Genomic DNA, 17,326 nt, shown 5'->3' on the forward strand with positions numbered 1-17,326 from the left:
AGGGCCGCGGCGGCTTTCCCGCGAAAAGATCGGCCCGCAGCGACTTTTTTCCCCAAGCGACCTCCGCGCGGCTTTGAGCGCCAGGAACGATCAACCCTTGCGCGCCGTTTCGGGAGCGTCGGCGGCCGCTCAGTGCGGCTACCAAGGGCCAGTGCTTGATGACCATTGCGACCGCCTATGAGGGCGCCCCGAAGGAAGGGGCCGCGCCTCGCATATACTACGTCCATCACCGTCTGGTCGGCGGCCGCGAAGGGATGGAACGGCTTCTCGACCATGCTCGCGACCTGGGCTTCGACCAAGTCCTCGTCTCGCCCCTGTTCGAACCGGGCGCCGACGGCGGCGTCTTTCACCCGCGCGACCACGAGCGTGCGCAGCTTTGGGGCGAAACCCTGGGTGCGCCCGACGCGATCGCCAAGATCGCAGAAGCCTGCCGCGGGCGAGGGCTGCGGCTCCTCATGGATCTGGATGTGCAGCGGTTCGACGCCGAACACGCTCTCGTCGCAGCGCGGCCGGAGCTGTTCGCCTACCGTCGGCGCGGCGCCGGCGATGGGCCGGTAGATCCCCGCCGGCCCGGCCCGCCGCGGGGGGTGGCGCTCGCTCGACTGCGCGATCCCGCCGCCGCTTCGGAGTTCCTCGACTGGTTCGCGTCGCAGGGGCGGGCGTGGCTCGCGGCGGGGCTTGGGGGCTTCCGCGTGCTGCGAACCGATCAGGCCGAGCCGGGGTTCTGGCGCGATCTGCTGTCGCGGCTCCGAGCCGAACGCCCCGATCTGACGGCGATCGCCGACACGCCAGGCATGGACCGCGGCGCGGCGCTTGCCTTGGAAGGCTGCGGCTTCGATCACCTGATCTCCTCGATCGCATGGTGGGACACGCGCGCGCGGTGGCTGGTGGAGGAGCACGAGGACCTGCGCCGGGTCGCTCCCTTGATCGCCGCACCGGAGGCGCCCTTCGGGCCCAGACTGGCGGCTCAAACCGACGGCGATCTCTCGACGGCCTATCGTCGCGCGCTGTCGGTGGCCGTAGCCACCTCGGCCGGCCTGCTGCTGCCCATGGGCTTCGAGCGCGCCGCCCGCCTGGCGCTCGATCCGGCCGCGCCGCCCGCGGACGGCTTGGCGCAGGCGTGCGGCCACGGCCTCGTCGATCTCGACGATGAGATCCGCGCCGCCAATCGCCTCTGCGGTGAGGTGGCCCAGTTCGACGGCGAGATGCGCCTGCTCTCAGGCCCCGGCGCGCCGGCGACGGCGCTGCTGCGGGCCACGGGTCCGGATGTGCGCACCGCCGAGGGCGCCTTGCTTGTGCTGATCAATCCGAGCCTGACCGAGGAGGCTCAGGTCGCGCCCGGCGAGATCTTGCCAGCCGCGGGCGGGGTCTTCGAACCGTTCCGTCGGCTCGACGGCGGCGGCGACCCCTTCGCCCAACTGGCCCCCGGCGAGGTGCGGCTCTTGGGCGCCCGGCGAGGCAAGCCGGTGGTGCTGCCCTCGCGCTTCGCCAAACAGGGGGCGAAGAACGCCGGCCGTGCGCCACGCCTGGTGGTCGAGGACATTCGTCCGCGGGTGGATGGCGGAGTTTTCGCGGTCAAGCGCGTCGTCGGCGACTGGGTGAGCGTCGAGGCCGACGTCTATGGCGACGGACACGAGCAGCTCGCCGCCGAGCTTCGCTGGCGGGCCCTGGACGAGCCGGACTGGCGCACCACGCGAATGGAGCCGCTGGGCAACGATCGGTGGCGGGCGAGCTTCCCGCTCGAGCGCCTCGGGCGCCATCAGTTCACGGTCGAGGCCTGGCTCGACGTCTATGGCGGCTATCGGCGCGACCTCTCCAAGAAGCTCGAGGCCGGCGTAGCTCAGGCGGTGGACCTGGACGAAGGGCGCCAGCTGATCGCCGCGGCGGCCGCCCGCACGTCCGGCGAGCTCCAGGCCGCGCTGGAGGCAAGGCTGGCGGCCCTGGCGGCCGCATCCGAGACGGATCGGGCCGAGGTCCTGCTGGACGCTGAAACCGCCGAGCTGATGAACCGGGCCGACGAGCGGCCGTTCCGCCTCTGCTACGAGCCGGGACAGCTGGTCGACGCCGAGCGCCTCGCCGCCCGCTTCGCCAGTTGGTACGAGCTTTTCCCACGCTCCCAGACCGATGATCCGAACCGGCATGGGACCTTCGACGACGTCATCGCCCGCCTGCCGGCGATCCGGGCCATGGGGTTCGACGTCCTCTACTTCCCGCCGATCCACCCGATCGGGCGCAAGCACCGCAAGGGACGAAACAACACGCTCACCGCCGAGCCGGGCGATCCGGGCAGCCCCTATGCGATCGGGGCGGAGGAGGGCGGCCACGAGGCCATTCACCCCCAACTCGGCACGTTCGAGGATTTCCGCCGGCTGGTGGCCGCGGCCCGGGAACATGGCCTGGAGATCGCCCTGGACTTCGCCATCCAATGCTCGCCGGACCATCCTTGGCTGAAGGAGCATCCGGACTGGTTCGACTGGCGGCCGGACGGGACCATCAAATACGCCGAGAACCCGCCCAAGAAGTACCAGGACATCGTCAATGTCGACTTCTACAAGGACGCGGCGGTCCCGGACCTGTGGCTCGCCCTGCGCGACATCGTCTTGCTATGGGTGAAGGAAGGCGTCCGGACTTTCCGGGTCGACAACCCGCACACCAAGCCGTTCCCGTTCTGGGAGTGGATGATCCGCGAGGTCCGCTCGGCGCATCCCGACGTGATCTTCCTGTCGGAAGCCTTCACGCGGCCAAAGGTGATGTACCGGCTCGCCAAGCTCGGCTTCTCGCAGTCCTACACCTACTTCACCTGGCGCCACACCAAGCAGGAGTTCACAGACTATCTGACGGAGCTGACCACCACGGCGCCGAAGGAATTTTTCCGGCCCCACTTCTTCGTCAACACGCCCGACATCAACCCGTATTTCCTGCAGACGTCGGGCCGCGCCGGCTTCCTGATCCGCGCGGCGCTGGCCGCCACCTTGTCGGGCCTCTGGGGGGTCTATTCCGGCTTCGAGCTGTGCGAATACGAACCCCTGCCGGGCAAGGAGGAGTACAAGGACTCCGAGAAGTTCGAGATCCGCCCGCGCGATTGGAACGCGCCAGGCAACATCATCGCCGAGATCACGCGGCTCAATCGCCTGCGTAAGGGCCATCCGGCTCTGCAGAGCCACCTGAACGTCGTCTTCCACGCATCTTCGAACGAGAACGTCCTTTACTTCGCCAAGCCGAGCCCGGGCGGCGGGGATGTGATCCTGGTGGCGATCAATCTCGATCCGCACGGTGTCCACGAGAGCGAAATCGAGCTGCCGCTCTGGACCTTCGGCCTTCCCGACGACGGGGCCTTGGAGGTGGAAGACCTGGTCGGCGACCACCGCTTCGTCTGGCGCGGCAAGTGGCAGCGCGTGCGGCTCGACCCGGGCCAGCCCTACGCGATCTGGCGCGTTCAGCCGCAGGGGAGGGCGTGATGGCCGACGACGCCAGCGCGCCGCCCGACGATCCGCTCTGGTACAAGGACGCGGTCATCTACCAGCTGCACATCAAATCGTTCTTTGACGCCAATGACGACGGCGTCGGCGACTTCCCGGGTCTGATCGCCAAGCTCGACTACATCGCCAGCCTGGGCGTCACGGCGATCTGGCTCCTGCCCTTCTACCCCTCACCTCGTCGGGACGACGGGTACGATATCGCCGACTACCAGGGCGTTCATCCGGAATACGGCACCTTCGAGGACGCCAAGCGCTTCATCGACGAGGCCCATGCCCGCGGGATGCGGGTGATCACCGAGCTGGTGATCAATCACACCTCCGACCAGCACCCATGGTTTCAGGCCGCCAGGCGTGCGCCGCCCGGCTCGCCGGAACGCGACTACTACGTGTGGTCGGACACCGATACGACGTTTCCGGAAACCCGGATCATCTTCCTCGACACCGAGCACTCCAACTGGACATGGGATCCGGTGGCCGGCGCCTATTTCTGGCACCGCTTCTATTCCCACCAGCCCGATCTGAACTTCGACAACCCCAAGGTTCTCGAAGAGGTGCTGGACGTCATGCGCTTCTGGCTGGACGCGGGGATCGACGGCCTGCGCCTGGATGCGATCCCCTATCTGATCGAGCGCGAGGGCACCAACAACGAGAACCTGCCCGAGACCCACGAGGTCCTGAAGAAGATCCGGGCGGCGCTCGACGCCAGTTACAAGAACCGGATGCTTCTGGCCGAAGCCAACCAATGGCCGGAGGACACCCAGCAGTATTTCGGCGACGGCGACGAATGCCACATGGCCTTCCACTTCCCGCTGATGCCGCGGATGTACATGGCCATCGCCCAGGAGGACCGGTTTCCGATCACCGACATCATGCGGCAGACCCCGGATATTCCGGAGACCTGCCAGTGGGCGATCTTCCTGCGCAACCACGACGAGCTGACGCTCGAAATGGTCACCAACAAGGAGCGGGACTACCTCTGGAGCGTCTACGCCGCCGACCGGCGGGCGCGGATCAACCTCGGCATCCGCCGCAGGCTGGCGCCGCTGATGGAGCGCGATCGGCGGCGCATCGAGCTGATGAACTGCCTGCTGCTGACCATGCCGGGCACGCCGGTGATCTATTACGGCGACGAGATCGGCATGGGCGACAACATCTATCTGGGCGACCGCGACGGCGTGCGCACGCCGATGCAGTGGTCGCCCGACCGCAACGGCGGCTTCTCGAAGGCCGATCCGGCGGGCCTCACCCTCCCGGCGATCATGGACCCGCTTTACGGATACGAAGCCGTAAATGTCGAGGCGCAGTCCCGGGATAGCCACTCCCTGCTCAACTGGCTGCGCCGAATGTTGGCCGTGCGTCGCCGGCATCAGGCGTTCGGGCGCGGAAGCCTGCGCTTTCTGCGCCCTCAGAACCGAAAGGTGCTGGCCTATCTGCGCGACCACGGCGGGGAAACCATTCTTTGCGTGGCCAATGTCTCCCGAACCGCCCAGGCGGTGGAGCTCGACCTCTCCGAGTTCGCCGGCCGCGTGCCGATCGAGATGAGCGGCCAGACGCCCTTTCCCGCGATCGGGCAGCTGACCTATCTGCTGACCCTGCCGCCTTACGGCTTCTACTGGTTCGAGCTCTGCGAGGACGCTGAGGGGCCAAACTGGAGCACGGCCCCGGCCGGCGCTTCGCCGGAGCAGCATACCTTCGTGCTGCGAGGCGGCGTCGCGTCCCTTCTGACGGCCCCTCATCGGCATGTCCTGGAGCAAGAGATCCTGCCGGCCTGGGCGCCGGCGCGCCGGTGGTTCCAGGGCAAGGATGCGGCTTTCGCATCCGCCAAGATGCTCCACTTCTCGCCGCTGCCGGGGGGCGTCGACCAGGTTCTGGCCGAGGTCGAGCTCGCCACGACGGCGGGTTCGGCCATCTACACCCTGCCCTTGGGTGTGGTGTGGGAAGACGACCTGAACGATCCCTTTGCGCACAACCTCGCCTTGGCGCGGGTTCGTCGCGGCCCGCGGGTCGGGGACCTGACCGACGCCTTCATGACCTCCGAGTTCGTTCGGGCCGTCCTGGAGGGCCTGCGCAACCATGCACGCCTTCTGACCCCGCATGGGGAGCTGCAGTTCGACGCGACGGCCGCATTCGATCTTGGCGAAGACCCTCAGATCGAATGGTCGGGCGCCGAGCAGAGCAACAGCTCGGTGATCGTCGACCGCAAGGCGGTTCTGAAGCTGCTGCGCAAGGTGACGCCAGGCGTCCATCCGGAAGCGGAGATGACTCGGGTTCTCACCGAACGCGGCTTCCCTCACATCCCGCCGCTGATGGGCGAGGTGCGGCGTCTGGGGCCGGAGGGAACGCCCCATACGCTGATGGTCGTGCAGGGCTTCGTCTACAATCAGGGCGACGGCTGGGGCTGGACCCTCGAATATCTGCACCGGGCGATCGACGACCACGCGGTGGCGTCTGGCGGGGAGACGGCGTTCGCCTCCTACGCCGCCTTCGCGCGGACTTTGGGCCAGAGCCTGGCCGAAATGCACGCGACCCTGGCGCTCCCCACCGACGACCCCGCCTTCGCCCCACAGGCTGCCGACGAGGCGGTGGTGGAGGGGTGGCGCGCCCAGGTCTCGCACGAGCTGTCGGCGGCGCTGGGCGTGCTCGCCCAGAACGAACGCCTGGGCGAGTTGCGAGCCGTCATTGAGCCGCTCCTCGCCGCCCAGGAGGCCTTGCGGGCGAAGGTCGACGAGCTTGCGCGGGGAGGCTTGGGAACGCCGGTGACCCGGGTGCATGGAGACCTCCACCTTGGCCAGATCCTCGTGGCCGGCGGCGAGGTCCGGTTCATCGACTTCGAGGGCGAACCGGCCAAAAGCCTGGAGGCGCGGCGCGCCAAGACGAGCCCCATGCGCGATGTGGCGGGGATTCTGCGGTCTTTCGACTACGCCGCGGCGATGGCCGAGAAGACCATCGAAGCCATGGGGTCGGAGGTGGCAGAGCGCGCCTCCGCCGTGCTCGAGCAGTTCCGGGCGCTTGCGGCCGACGCCTTCCTGGAGGGCTATCAAGAGGGCGGCGGCGCCATTCCCCCGGGTTTGCTCGACCTCTTCCTTCTGGAGAAAGCGTCCTACGAGGTCGCCTATGAGGCGGCCAACCGCCCTGGCTGGATCGGCGTGCCCGCCCGGGGCCTGGCCGCCGTCGCCGCCCGACTGACGGGAGGATCGTCCGCATGAACGCCTGGACCTCCGATTTCAACGCCCTGACCGCGGCCCTGATGGAGGGGCGGATCACCGATCCCTTCGCCTTCCTGGGGCCTCACCGCGACGCGGAGGGGCGACTTGTCCGGACCTTCCAGCCGGGCGCGGGACGGGTCGAAGTGGCGGCGCTCGGACATGACGCCATCGAACTGCGCGAAGAGGCGCCTGGCCTGTTTGCCGGCCGTATCGCCGGCGAGGGGGCCTACGTGCTGCGTATCCACTGGCCGGACGGCGTGCAGGAAACCGAGGATCCCTACGCCTTCGGCCTCCTGCTCGGTGATCTGGACCTCCATCTCTTCCTGGAAGGCGCGCACTGGAAGCTTGCCGAGCGCATGGGCGCTCAGCCCCTGACCCATGAGGGCGTCGAGGGCGTGGGGTTCTCGGTCTGGGCTCCGAACGCCCGGCGCGTCTCCGTTGTCGGCGACTTCAACGCCTGGGACGGCCGCCGGCATCCCATGCGGCTGCGCCATCCGGCGGGCGTGTGGGAACTGTTCGTGCCGCGTCTTCGGCCTGGGGAGCGCTACAAGTTCGAGATCGTCGGGGCGGGCGGGCAGACGCTGCCGGCCAAGGCCGACCCGCTGGCCCGAATGACCGAAGCGCCCCCGGCCACGGCGTCGATTGTCGCGCCGAGTTGGCGCTTCAACTGGACCGACGCCGACTGGATGGCCGAGAGGGGCGCTCGGCAACGCCCGGACGCCCCGATGGCGATCTATGAGGTGCACGCCGCATCCTGGCTTCGGCCGCAGGGGCGGCCCGACGGCGTGATCGACTGGGACGCCTTGGCCGAGCGGCTGATCCCCTATGCCAGCGAACTCGGCTTCACCCACGTCGAGCTGCTGCCGATCATGGAGCACCCCTTCGGCGGATCGTGGGGGTATCAGCCGCTGTCGCAGTTCGCCCCCAGCGCCCGGTTCGGAGCGCCCGAGGGCTTCGCCCGTTTCGTCGACGCCTGCCACAGGTCGGGACTCGGCGTGATCCTCGACTGGGTGCCGGCGCACTTTCCGACCGATCCGCATGGCCTGGCGGAGTTCGATGGGACCGCCCTCTACGAGCACGCCGACCCGCGGGAAGGCTTCCACCAGGATTGGAACACGCTGATCTACAATCTCGGTCGGCGCGAGGTTTCCGGGTTCCTGATCGCCAGCGCCCTCTATTGGCTGGAGACCTTCCACATCGACGGCTTACGCGTCGATGCGGTCGCCTCGATGCTCTACCGCGACTACAGCCGCGAGGCGGGTCAGTGGGTGCCCAATCGTTACGGCGGGCGGGAAAATCTCGAGTCCATCGAGTTCCTACGCCGCTTGAACGGCGTGATCGCCGAGCGGTGTCCGGGCGCGGTCACCATCGCCGAGGAGTCGACGGCCTGGCCGGGCGTTTCGGCGCCTGTCTCAGAAGGCGGACTGGGCTTTTCCTACAAGTGGAACATGGGGTGGATGCACGACACCCTGTCCTACATGGAGCGGGATCCGGTCTATCGATCCTGGCACCACGGCCAGATGACCTTTGGCCTCGTCTACGCCTTCACCGAGAACTTCGTCCTGCCGATCTCCCACGACGAGGTGGTGCACGGCAAAGGCTCGCTGCTGGGCAAAATGCCCGGCGACCGCTGGCGGAAGTTCGCCAATCTTCGCGCCTACCTGGCGTTCATGTGGACCCATCCGGGCAAGAAGCTGCTCTTCATGGGCGGCGAACTTGGCCAGGAGTCGGAGTGGAACCACGACGCCGAGATTCCCTGGGATCTGCTGGCCCAAGGCGACCATGCGGGCGTTCAGCGCTTGGTCCGCGACCTCAACCGTCTCTATGGCGAGGAACGCGCGCTCCACCGGACGGACGCCCGGCCGGAGGGCTTCCAGTGGCTTGCCAACGATCCGACCGCCAGCGTCCTGGCCTATCTTCGGCAGGCGGCGGACGCCTCGCCCCCGCTGATCTTCGTGGCGAACATGACGCCCGAGCCGCGCCACGCCTACCGGATCGGTGCGCCAAAGGCTGGTCTTTGGCGGGAGGTTCTAAATACCGACTCCGCCGACTACGGCGGCGGGAACGTCGGCAACGGCGGAGAAGTTCATGCCGAGCCGGCCCCCTGTCAGGGTCAGCCGAACTCGCTGAGCCTGGTCCTTCCACCCCTCGGCGCGATCGTCCTGCGCTATGAAGGGACTGTTGCTTGATCATCTTGCCTGATCGTCTCGAGGGCGGTTCTCCCTATCCCCTCGGAGCGACGTTCGACGGCCTGGGCGTGAACTTCGCCGTGTTCTCCGCCCATGCCGAGAAGATCGAGCTTTGTGTCTTCGAGCGGACGGGCCGGCGGGAGATCTCCCGCTACGAACTGCCCGAATGCACCGACGAGGTCTGGCACGGCTATCTCCCCGAAGCCAAGCCGGGCCTACTCTACGGCTATCGCGCCTACGGCCGCTACGCCCCCCTGGAAGGCCATCGGTTCAATCCCAACAAGCTGCTTCTCGACCCCTATGCGAAGGGTGTGGCGGGCGAACTTCGGTGGACCGACGCGCTGTTCGGCTATCGCGTCAATTCGGCTCGGGCCGACCTGACCTTCGACCGCCGCGACAGCGCGCCCGCCATGCCCAAGGGCGTGGTGATGGCCAACACCTTCGACTGGAGCGGCGACAAGCGGCCGAACACGCCCTGGTCGGAGACGGTGATCTACGAGTGCCACGTGCGCGGTTTGACCAAGCTTTTCGACGAGGTCCTGCCGCCGGAGCGAGGGACTTTCGCCGCGCTCTCGCACCCGAAAACCATCGAATATCTGCAGCGGCTCGGCGTCACCGCCGTCGAGCTCCTGCCGATCCACGCCTACGTGCAGGACCGCGTGCTGCAGGAGAAGGGGCTCTCCAACTATTGGGGATACAACACCTTGAGCTTCTTCGCCCCGGAGGGGCGTTACCTCTCCACGGGCGACCATAACGAGCTGCGGATGGCGGTGCGCCGGCTGCACGCCGCCGGCATCGAGGTGATCCTAGACGTCGTCTACAACCATACCGCAGAGGGGAGCGAACGCGGCCCCACCCTTTCCTTCCGCGGGCTGGACAACGCCACCTACTACCGCCTGGTCGACGACGAGCCCCGCTACTGCGTCAACGACACCGGCACCGGCAATACTGTGGACCTGTCGCACGCGCGGGTGCTGCAACTGGTCGCCGACTCCCTGCGGTACTGGGCGACATCCTTCGGCATTGACGGTTTCCGGTTCGATCTTGGGGTCACCCTGGGGCGGGAACGGTATGGTTTCGATCCGGAAGCCGGCTTCTTCGACGTCTTGCGGCAGGACCCCGTCCTGCAGAGGCTGAAGCTCATCTCCGAGCCGTGGGATATCGGCCCCGGCGGTTATCAGCTCGGTCATCATCCTCCGAGCTTCGCCGAGTGGAACGACCGTTTCCGCGATGGGGTCCGCCGCTTCTGGCGCGGCGATCCGGGGATGCGGCCCGATATGGCCGCACGGCTTTCAGGCTCAGGCGACTTGTTCGACAGGCGCGCACGCAGGCCTTGGGCCTCAATCAACTACGCCGCCTCCCACGACGGTTTCACGCTGGCGGACGTCACGGCCTACGAAGAGCGGCGCAATGAGGCCAACGGCGAGGACAATCGCGACGGGCACGGCGAAAACTACACCTGCAACTGGGGCGTAGAGGGCGGGACCGACGATCCCGAGATCCTGGCGGTTCGCGGTCGTGTGCAGCGCTCGATGCTCATGACCGTGTTCGCCGCCATGGGCACCCCGATGCTGCTGGCCGGCGATGAGTTCGGGCGCACCCAGCAGGGAAACAACAACGCCTACTGCCAGGACAACGAGATTTCCTGGCTGGATTGGGAACAGGCCCGCAGTCCGGAAGGCGAGGCCTTGATCCGCTTCGTCTCCCGCCTGATCGCCCTGCGCAAGGAACACCCGGCGCTAAGGCCTCCGCAATTTCTCCACGGACGCGAGGAGCTGGCGCCCGGCGTGCTGGACCTGGACTGGTTCGATGAGCGCGGGCGCCGGCTTTCGCCGGAGGACTGGCAGAACCCGGAAGCGCACGCCCTTGTCATGCGTCGGGCCGCCACGCGCGAAGACGGGCGAACCGATCTGGTGATGCTCGTGCTCAACGCCTCGCCCGATCCGCTGGTCTTCACCCTGCCGCATCCGTTGGTCGGAACCCGCATCCTGGCCGACAGCAGTCGTCCAGACACCCCGGAGAGTGCGCTCAGCACCGATCATCTCGAAGTTCCCGCCCAGAGCGCGATCCTGCTCGCCAGCTCGCCGGAGCCTGCGCACCAGACCGAGCGCTTCGCCCACGAGCTGCCGTTCGGGGCCACGGTGCTGGAGGATGCACGCACGCGGTTCCGCTTCTGGGCGCCGGCGCGCCGCGCCGTGATGCTCGAGGTGGAGGGCCTGGAGCGCATCCCGATGCGCAGCCTCGCGGGCGGCTGGTTCGAAGCCGAAGCGCCTTGTGGAGCCGGCGCGCGCTATCGTTATCGCCTCGACAGCGGCCTGGCCGTTCCCGATCCGGCCTCTCGGCGTCAGGCGGGCGACGCCCACGAGGCGAGCGTGGTGATCGACCCCCGGGCCTATGAATGGCGCACGCCCGGCTGGAGCGGCCGACCTTGGGAAGAGGCCGTGATCTACGAGCTTCACCCTGGCCTCATGGGCGGGTTCCAGGGTCTCGCCGAGCAGCTGCCCGCCCTGAAGGAGCTTGGGATTACGGCCGTAGAGCTGATGCCGATCGCCGAGTTCCCCGGCGGCCGCAACTGGGGCTATGACGGCGTGCTGCCCTTCGCCCCCGACTGCGCCTATGGAACACCCGAGGACCTGAAGGCTCTCGTGGACCGCGCCCACGAACTGGAGCTGATGGTCTTCCTGGACGTGGTCTACAATCACTTCGGTCCAGACGGGAATTATCTGAGCGCCTACGCCCCGGACGTCTTCCGCAGCGACCTGAAAACGCCCTGGGGGGAGGCCATCGACTTCCGGCGTCCGGAGGTTCGGCGGTTCTTCATCGAGAACGCCCTCTACTGGATTCAGGAGTACCGCTTCGACGGCCTGCGTTTCGACGCGGTCCACGCCATTTCGGAACGCGACTGGATCGACGAGATGGGCGCGGCCGTACGCGCCGCCGCGGGACCCGACCGCCACGTGCATCTCATCCTGGAAAACGACGACAACCTCGCCGACCACCTGGCCGGCGACTTCGACGCGCAGTGGAACGACGACGTCCATCACGTGCTGCACGTGATGCTGACCGGAGAGGACGGGGGCTACTACCGCGACTATGCCGACAAGCCGGCTGAACGGCTGGCGCGGGCGCTCGCCGAAGGCTTCATCTATCAGGGCGAGCCGTCCAGACACCGAAAGGGCGAACCCCGCGGCACGCCCAGCAAGCACTTGCCGCCGACAGCCTTCGTCAACTTCGTCCAGAACCATGATCAGATCGGCAACCGCGCCCTGGGCGAGCGATTGACGACGCTCGCCGATCCGAAGGCTCTGCGGGCCGCCGTCGCGCTCACGCTGTTGGCGCCTCAGATCCCGATGATCTTCATGGGCGAGGAGACGGGCAGTCAGACGCCCTTCCTCTATTTCACCGATCACAACCCGGAACTCGGACAGGCGGTGCGGGAAGGCCGGCGCTCGGAGTTCGCCAGTTTCCCGCAGTTTGCAGATCCGGCCATGCGCGAGCAGATCCCGGATCCGAACGCCCCGGAGACGTTCGAGCGCTCCAGACCTGAGCCCGGCCCGGACGCGGCCGACTGGCGGCGGCTGTACCGCGACCTGCTTCACATTCGAGCCGCCGAGATCGCGCCGCGCCTGAGCGGCCTGCGGATCGAACGGGCGGAGGCCATCGGCCCGGCCGCCGTCATCGCGCGATGGCGGGCGGAAGACGGCGCGCGGCTGACCTTGGCGCTCAATCTCGGCTCCGCGCCCGTGCGCCTCGTCCGGCGGCCGGAGGCGAAGCCGCTGGCGGTTGTCGGCGCCCAGGGGCCCGCCCGCGAGCTTGCGCCGGCGACCCTTGTCGCCTGGCTGGAGACCGGCACGTGAGCGACCGGGAACTTCAGGCCCTGGCGGTCGAAGCGGGCGTCCTGGTGGAATGGGAAGACGCCTCCGGCCAGCCCCAGACCGTCGCGGCGGAAAGCCTTCGGGCGATCCTGGCCGCCCTGGGGCTCCCCGCTGGGAGCCTTAAGGAGATCGCCGAGAGCCGGAGGCGCCTGGCCGAACGGGCCCGCGCCCTCCGCGCCTTCGTCACGGGCGATGTCGGGCGGCCAATCGACCTTGGCCTGCAAGGGCCTGCGCGGCTCTCTCTCGAAAGCGGGGAGGTGCGGGACCTGATGGTCGAGGGCGCGTCGCTCTCGATCGACGAGGCCGGCTATCATCGGCTGGAGATCGGCGGGCGGGAGATCACGCTGGCCATCGCGCCGAGGCGGGCCTTCGCTGTCGATGACGCCGCGCCGGGGCGGCGCATATGGGCGCCGGCCGTTCAGGTCTATGCTCTGCGGGGCCGGACGCCGCAGCCGTTCGGCGATTTCGGCGTGCTCGGAGAGTTTGCGGAAGTCGCAGCCCAGCGGGGCGCCGACGCCGTAGCGATCAGTCCTGTCCATGCGCTGTTCGCCGCCGATGCGAAGCGGTTTGGGCCCTACGCGCCGTCCACACGCCTCTTTTTGAACGTTCTCTATGCCGACCCTTCCGCCGTTTTCGTCGAGGGATTGGCGCCTGGCGCCTCGGGCGGGGACCTCATCGAGTGGCGTGAAGCGATCCCGGAGCGCCTCGCGGCTCTGCGGGCCTTCTACGAGCGCTTCCGCGCCACCGCCGATGGCCGTCGCGGCGACTTCGAGGCGTTTCGCGCCGCAGGCGGCGACGACCTGGAGGGGCATGCACGGTTCGAGGCTCTGCATGGGAAGTTCTTCGAAGAAACCGGCGGGGGCGGATGGCCGGCCTGGCCAGAGCCGTTTCGAGACGCGCGCAGCCCGAAGGTTACGGCTTTTGCGCGTGAAAACGCCGCCGAGGTCGAGTTCCACATCTTTCTACAGTGGCTCGCCGACCGCAGCCTCGCCGCCGCTCAGCGCCGGGCGAAAGCCGCTGGTATGGCGCTTGGCCTGATCACCGACATCGCTGTGGGAATGGACGCCGGCGGCAGCCACGCCTGGTCGCGTCCGCAGGACCTGCTGCCGGGCGTGAGCATCGGCGCGCCGCCAGACTTCTTCCAGGCCGAAGGCCAGGACTGGGGGATCGCGGCTTTCTCGCCCCATGCCCTGATGCACAGCGGCTATGAAGCGTTCCTGGCCGTCCTGCGGGCCGCCATGCGCCATGCGGGCGGCGTGAGGATCGACCACGTCATGGGTCTGCGGCGCCTGTGGCTGACGCCGCATGGGGCCGGTCCCACCGAAGGCGCCTATCTGACTTACCCGTTCGAGGACCTGCTGCGTTTGATCGCGCTCGAATCCGTTCGCGCTCGGGCGGTCGTGGTGGGCGAAGATCTCGGCACCGTTCCCGACGGCTTCCGCGACGCGCTCGACGACCGGGGCGTCATGGGCATGCGCGTGCTTTGGTTCGAACGGACGGAGACGGGAGGCTTCACCCCTCCCGAGAGCTGGAGCGCCGAAGCCGCGGCGCTGACCTCCACGCACGACCTGCCCACCTTGGCGGGCTGGTGGCGCGGGCGCGACATCGACTGGCAGGTGAAACTCGGCCGCAAAGGTGAGTTCGAAAGCGAGGCGGAGGCGCGCCGTGGCCGCGCGGCCGACCGGCGCAAGCTTTGGCAGGCTTGCGTCGCCGCGGGCTGCGCCTCCGGGAGCGAGCCGCCCGAAAGCGACGCCGCGCCGGCGGTTGAAGCTGGCCTTGCGTTCGTCGCCTCGTCGCCGTCGAAGCTGGCGATCCTGCCCGTGGAGGATCTGCTTGGCCTGGAGGAGCAGCCAAACCTGCCCGGCACACTTGACGAGCATCCGAACTGGCGGCGGCGGTTGCCCGCCGAGCCGGAGGCGCTGTTCGCGACGCCAGAGGGTGAAGCGCGCAGCGTCGCGCTCAACGAACGGCGGGCGTCGTGATCCCGCGAGCCGCCTATCGCCTGCAGTTCCACGCCGGCTTCACCTTCGCCGATGCGGTTCCGCTGGCGCCTTATCTCGCCCGTCTCGGGATCAGTCACCTGTACGCCTCGCCCATCGCCAAGGCGCGGTCAGGCTCCACCCATGGCTATGACGTGGTCGACCCGACGATGGTCAATCCGGAACTCGGCGGGGAGGAGGCGTTCCGCGAGCTGGCCCGGGCTTTTCGGGCCGAAGGGCTCGGCGTCATTCTCGACATCGTGCCCAACCACATGGCCGTCGGCGGCGACGACAATCGGTGGTGGCTCGACGTGCTGGAGAATGGCGAGGCCAGCGCCTACGCCGCCTTCTTCGACATCGACTGGCGTCCGGCCGATGCGGCGCTGCACGGCAAGGTGCTGGCGCCGTTCCTGGGCGCGCCCTACGGCCAGGCGCTCGCGGCTGGCGATATCCGGCTGGAGTCCGGTCCCGATGGCCAGTTGGCCGCCGTCGCCTACGGCCGCCACCGCTTCCCGATCCGACCGCAGGACCGCCAAGCGGTCTTGGCCGAGGGCATACGGCGGTTCGACCCCGCCACGGAGCCCGGACGCGCGCGTCTGCACGATCTTCTGGAGCGCCAGAACTTCCGGCTGGCGTGGTGGCGGACAGCGGGTGACGAGATCAACTGGCGACGCTTCTTCGACATCACCGAACTGGCCGGCCTGCGCACCGACCGCCCCGAAGTTTTCGAGGCCCTGCACGCCTTGCCGCTGCGCCTCTATGCCGAGGGTCTGATCGACGGGCTGCGGGTCGACCACGTCGACGGCCTGGCCGACCCCGGGCGCTATTGCCGCGAGGTTCGCGCACGCCTTGAGGCGCTGGAGCCGCAGCGGCCGGCAGGGTCGCCTGCCGGTCCCGCCTATTTCGTCGTGGAGAAGATCCTGGCGCCTGGCGAGCGGCTGCCGCCCGACTGGCTCTGCGACGGGACGACCGGCTACGACTTCATGAACGAGGTCGCCGCCCTGCTGCACGACCCGCGAGGCGGTGAGCCGCTGACCCGCTACTGGGCGGAGGTCGGGCGCCGTTCGGAGGACTTCGAGGCCGAAGAGCGGACCGCGCGCCACGAGGTTGTCAACGGCGCATTCGCCGGGCAGCTGGACGCCGTAAGCGCGGCCTTCCACCGGCTTGCCCGCGCGGACATCGCCACCCGCGACTTCAGCCTCGCGGCGCTGCGGCGCGGTCTCGTCACCCTGCTCAGCGTCTTTCCGGCCTATCGAACCTATGGCGCGGGCGACGGGGCTGCTCTGTCCGACCGCGCGCTGCTGAGCGCCGCCGCCGACAGGGCCAAGGCCGTGGCGGGGGCCGGCGAAGGGCCTGTTCTGGACCAGCTCATCGCCTGGTTGGCAGGGGAGGGGCCCGGAACGGCCGAGGCGCGCCTCGAGGCGGTTCGGCGGTTCCAGCAGCTGAGCGCGCCGGTCTCGGCCAAGGCGGTGGAGGACACCGCCTTCTATCGGTACAGCCGGCTGCTTTCGCGGAATGACGTGGGGTTCGACCCAGGCAGGCTGGCCGCAGATCTGGGCGACTTCCATGCGGCCTCTCTAGAACGGGCAAAGGCCTATCCCGCCGCAATGCTCGCCACCGCCACCCACGACCATAAGCGCGGCGAAGACGTCCGCGCCCGCCTGGCGGTCCTAAGCGAGATCCCGGAGGACTGGATCGCCCACGCCAGGCGCTGGTCGGCGCTGAACAAGCGCTTCAGCGACGGGATCGACCCGGCGGACGAGTACGCCATCTATCAGATGCTGACCGGCGCCCTGCCGCTCGATCTTGCTGCGGACCGGGAGGGGGGGCTGGCGGCGTTCCGCGACCGGATCTGCGGCTGGCTGGAGAAGGCGCTGCGGGAGGCCAAGCTGCGCTCCTCCTGGGTCTCGCCCGACCAGGCCTATGAGCAGCTTTGCCGCAGCTTCGTACATGCGATCCTTGCGCCGGGCTCCACATTCCGGGCCGAACTGATCGCCTTCGTGCGGAAGATCGCGCCGGCCGGGGCGCTCAACGGGCTCAGCCAGGCGTTCCTGCGGTGCGTTGCGCCAGGTGTCCCCGACACCTACCAAGGCGCGGAGTTCTGGGACTTCAGCCTCGTAGATCCCGACAACCGTCGCCCGGTCGACTTTTCGAGCCGCGACGCCGCCCTGTCGCGCCGCGCCGCGCCGGACGCGCTCATGGCCGACTGGATGAGCGGCGCGGTCAAACAGGCCGTGATTGCGGCGGCCCTGCGGTTGCGGGCCGAGAAGCCGGCTCTCTTCGCGAGCGGCGACTATCGCCCGCTCACGGTGCGAGGCGCGCGCGCCGGCTCGGTGATCGCCTTCGCCCGGCGACGCGGAGACGATCTCGTCCTCGCAGCGGCGGCGCTGCGGTGCGCGGACGGCGCAATCGGCAGAGAACGTCCGACCCCCTCGGCCGACTGGTGGGGCGACACCGAGATCCTGACGCCGGAGTCTGGGCGGGGCCGGTGGCGGGATCGGCTCGGCGCCACGGAGGAAATAGGGGACGGGGCCGTCAAGGCGGCTCGCCTCTTCGCCCAGTTTCCCGTCGCCCTGCTTTCGAACTGAGGCGGCGCGA

At 68.6% G+C, this 17,326-nt stretch carries 6 protein-coding genes; all 6 read left to right on the top strand.

The genetic code is table 11. From position 1 onward, the window contains the following. Positions 1-158 precede the first annotated feature (158 nt). Genes ACK41C_RS17265 through treY form a run of 6 tightly spaced genes read left to right on the top strand, consistent with a single transcriptional unit; the run spans position 159 to position 17,316 of the window. The gene (locus tag ACK41C_RS17265) at positions 159-3,458 is read left to right on the top strand and encodes a maltotransferase domain-containing protein (RefSeq protein ID WP_409656782.1); all 3,300 of its coding nucleotides are present in this window, start codon (positions 159-161) and stop codon (positions 3,456-3,458) included. After that, positions 3,458-6,685, top strand: a complete 3,228-nt coding sequence (treS, locus tag ACK41C_RS17270) for a maltose alpha-D-glucosyltransferase (RefSeq protein ID WP_409656784.1) — start codon at positions 3,458-3,460, stop codon at positions 6,683-6,685. Before ACK41C_RS17265 ends, treS begins: the two co-directional genes overlap by 1 nt. Next, positions 6,682-8,874 (top strand): 1,4-alpha-glucan branching protein GlgB, encoded by a 2,193-nt coding sequence (gene glgB, locus ACK41C_RS17275; RefSeq protein ID WP_409656786.1) that lies wholly within the window; start codon positions 6,682-6,684, stop codon positions 8,872-8,874. The genes treS and glgB overlap by 4 nt, the downstream gene beginning before the upstream one ends. After that, positions 8,871-12,731 (top strand): glycogen debranching protein GlgX, encoded by a 3,861-nt coding sequence (gene glgX, locus ACK41C_RS17280; RefSeq protein WP_409656788.1) that lies wholly within the window; start codon positions 8,871-8,873, stop codon positions 12,729-12,731. The genes glgB and glgX overlap by 4 nt, the downstream gene beginning before the upstream one ends. Next, entirely contained in the window at positions 12,728-14,731 is a 2,004-nt protein-coding gene (gene malQ, locus ACK41C_RS17285) for a 4-alpha-glucanotransferase (RefSeq protein WP_409656790.1), read from the top strand. The genes glgX and malQ overlap by 4 nt, the downstream gene beginning before the upstream one ends. Further along, positions 14,728-17,316 (top strand): malto-oligosyltrehalose synthase, encoded by a 2,589-nt coding sequence (gene treY, locus ACK41C_RS17290; RefSeq protein ID WP_409656792.1) that lies wholly within the window; start codon positions 14,728-14,730, stop codon positions 17,314-17,316. Before malQ ends, treY begins: the two co-directional genes overlap by 4 nt. The last annotated feature ends 10 nt before the right edge of the window (positions 17,317-17,326 follow it).

The organism is Phenylobacterium sp. (genome assembly GCF_046290725.1).
Lineage (GTDB): Bacteria > Pseudomonadota > Alphaproteobacteria > Caulobacterales > Caulobacteraceae > Phenylobacterium.

Excerpts from the sequence above, each read along its gene's own strand:
- treS (WP_409656784.1), top strand. The coding sequence starts at position 3,458 with ATGGCCGACGACGCCAGCGCGCCGCCCGACGATCCGCTCTGGTACAAG.
- glgB (WP_409656786.1), top strand. The coding sequence starts at position 6,682 with ATGAACGCCTGGACCTCCGATTTCAACGCCCTGACCGCGGCCCTGATG.
- ACK41C_RS17265 (WP_409656782.1), top strand. The coding sequence starts at position 159 with ATGACCATTGCGACCGCCTATGAGGGCGCCCCGAAGGAAGGGGCCGCG.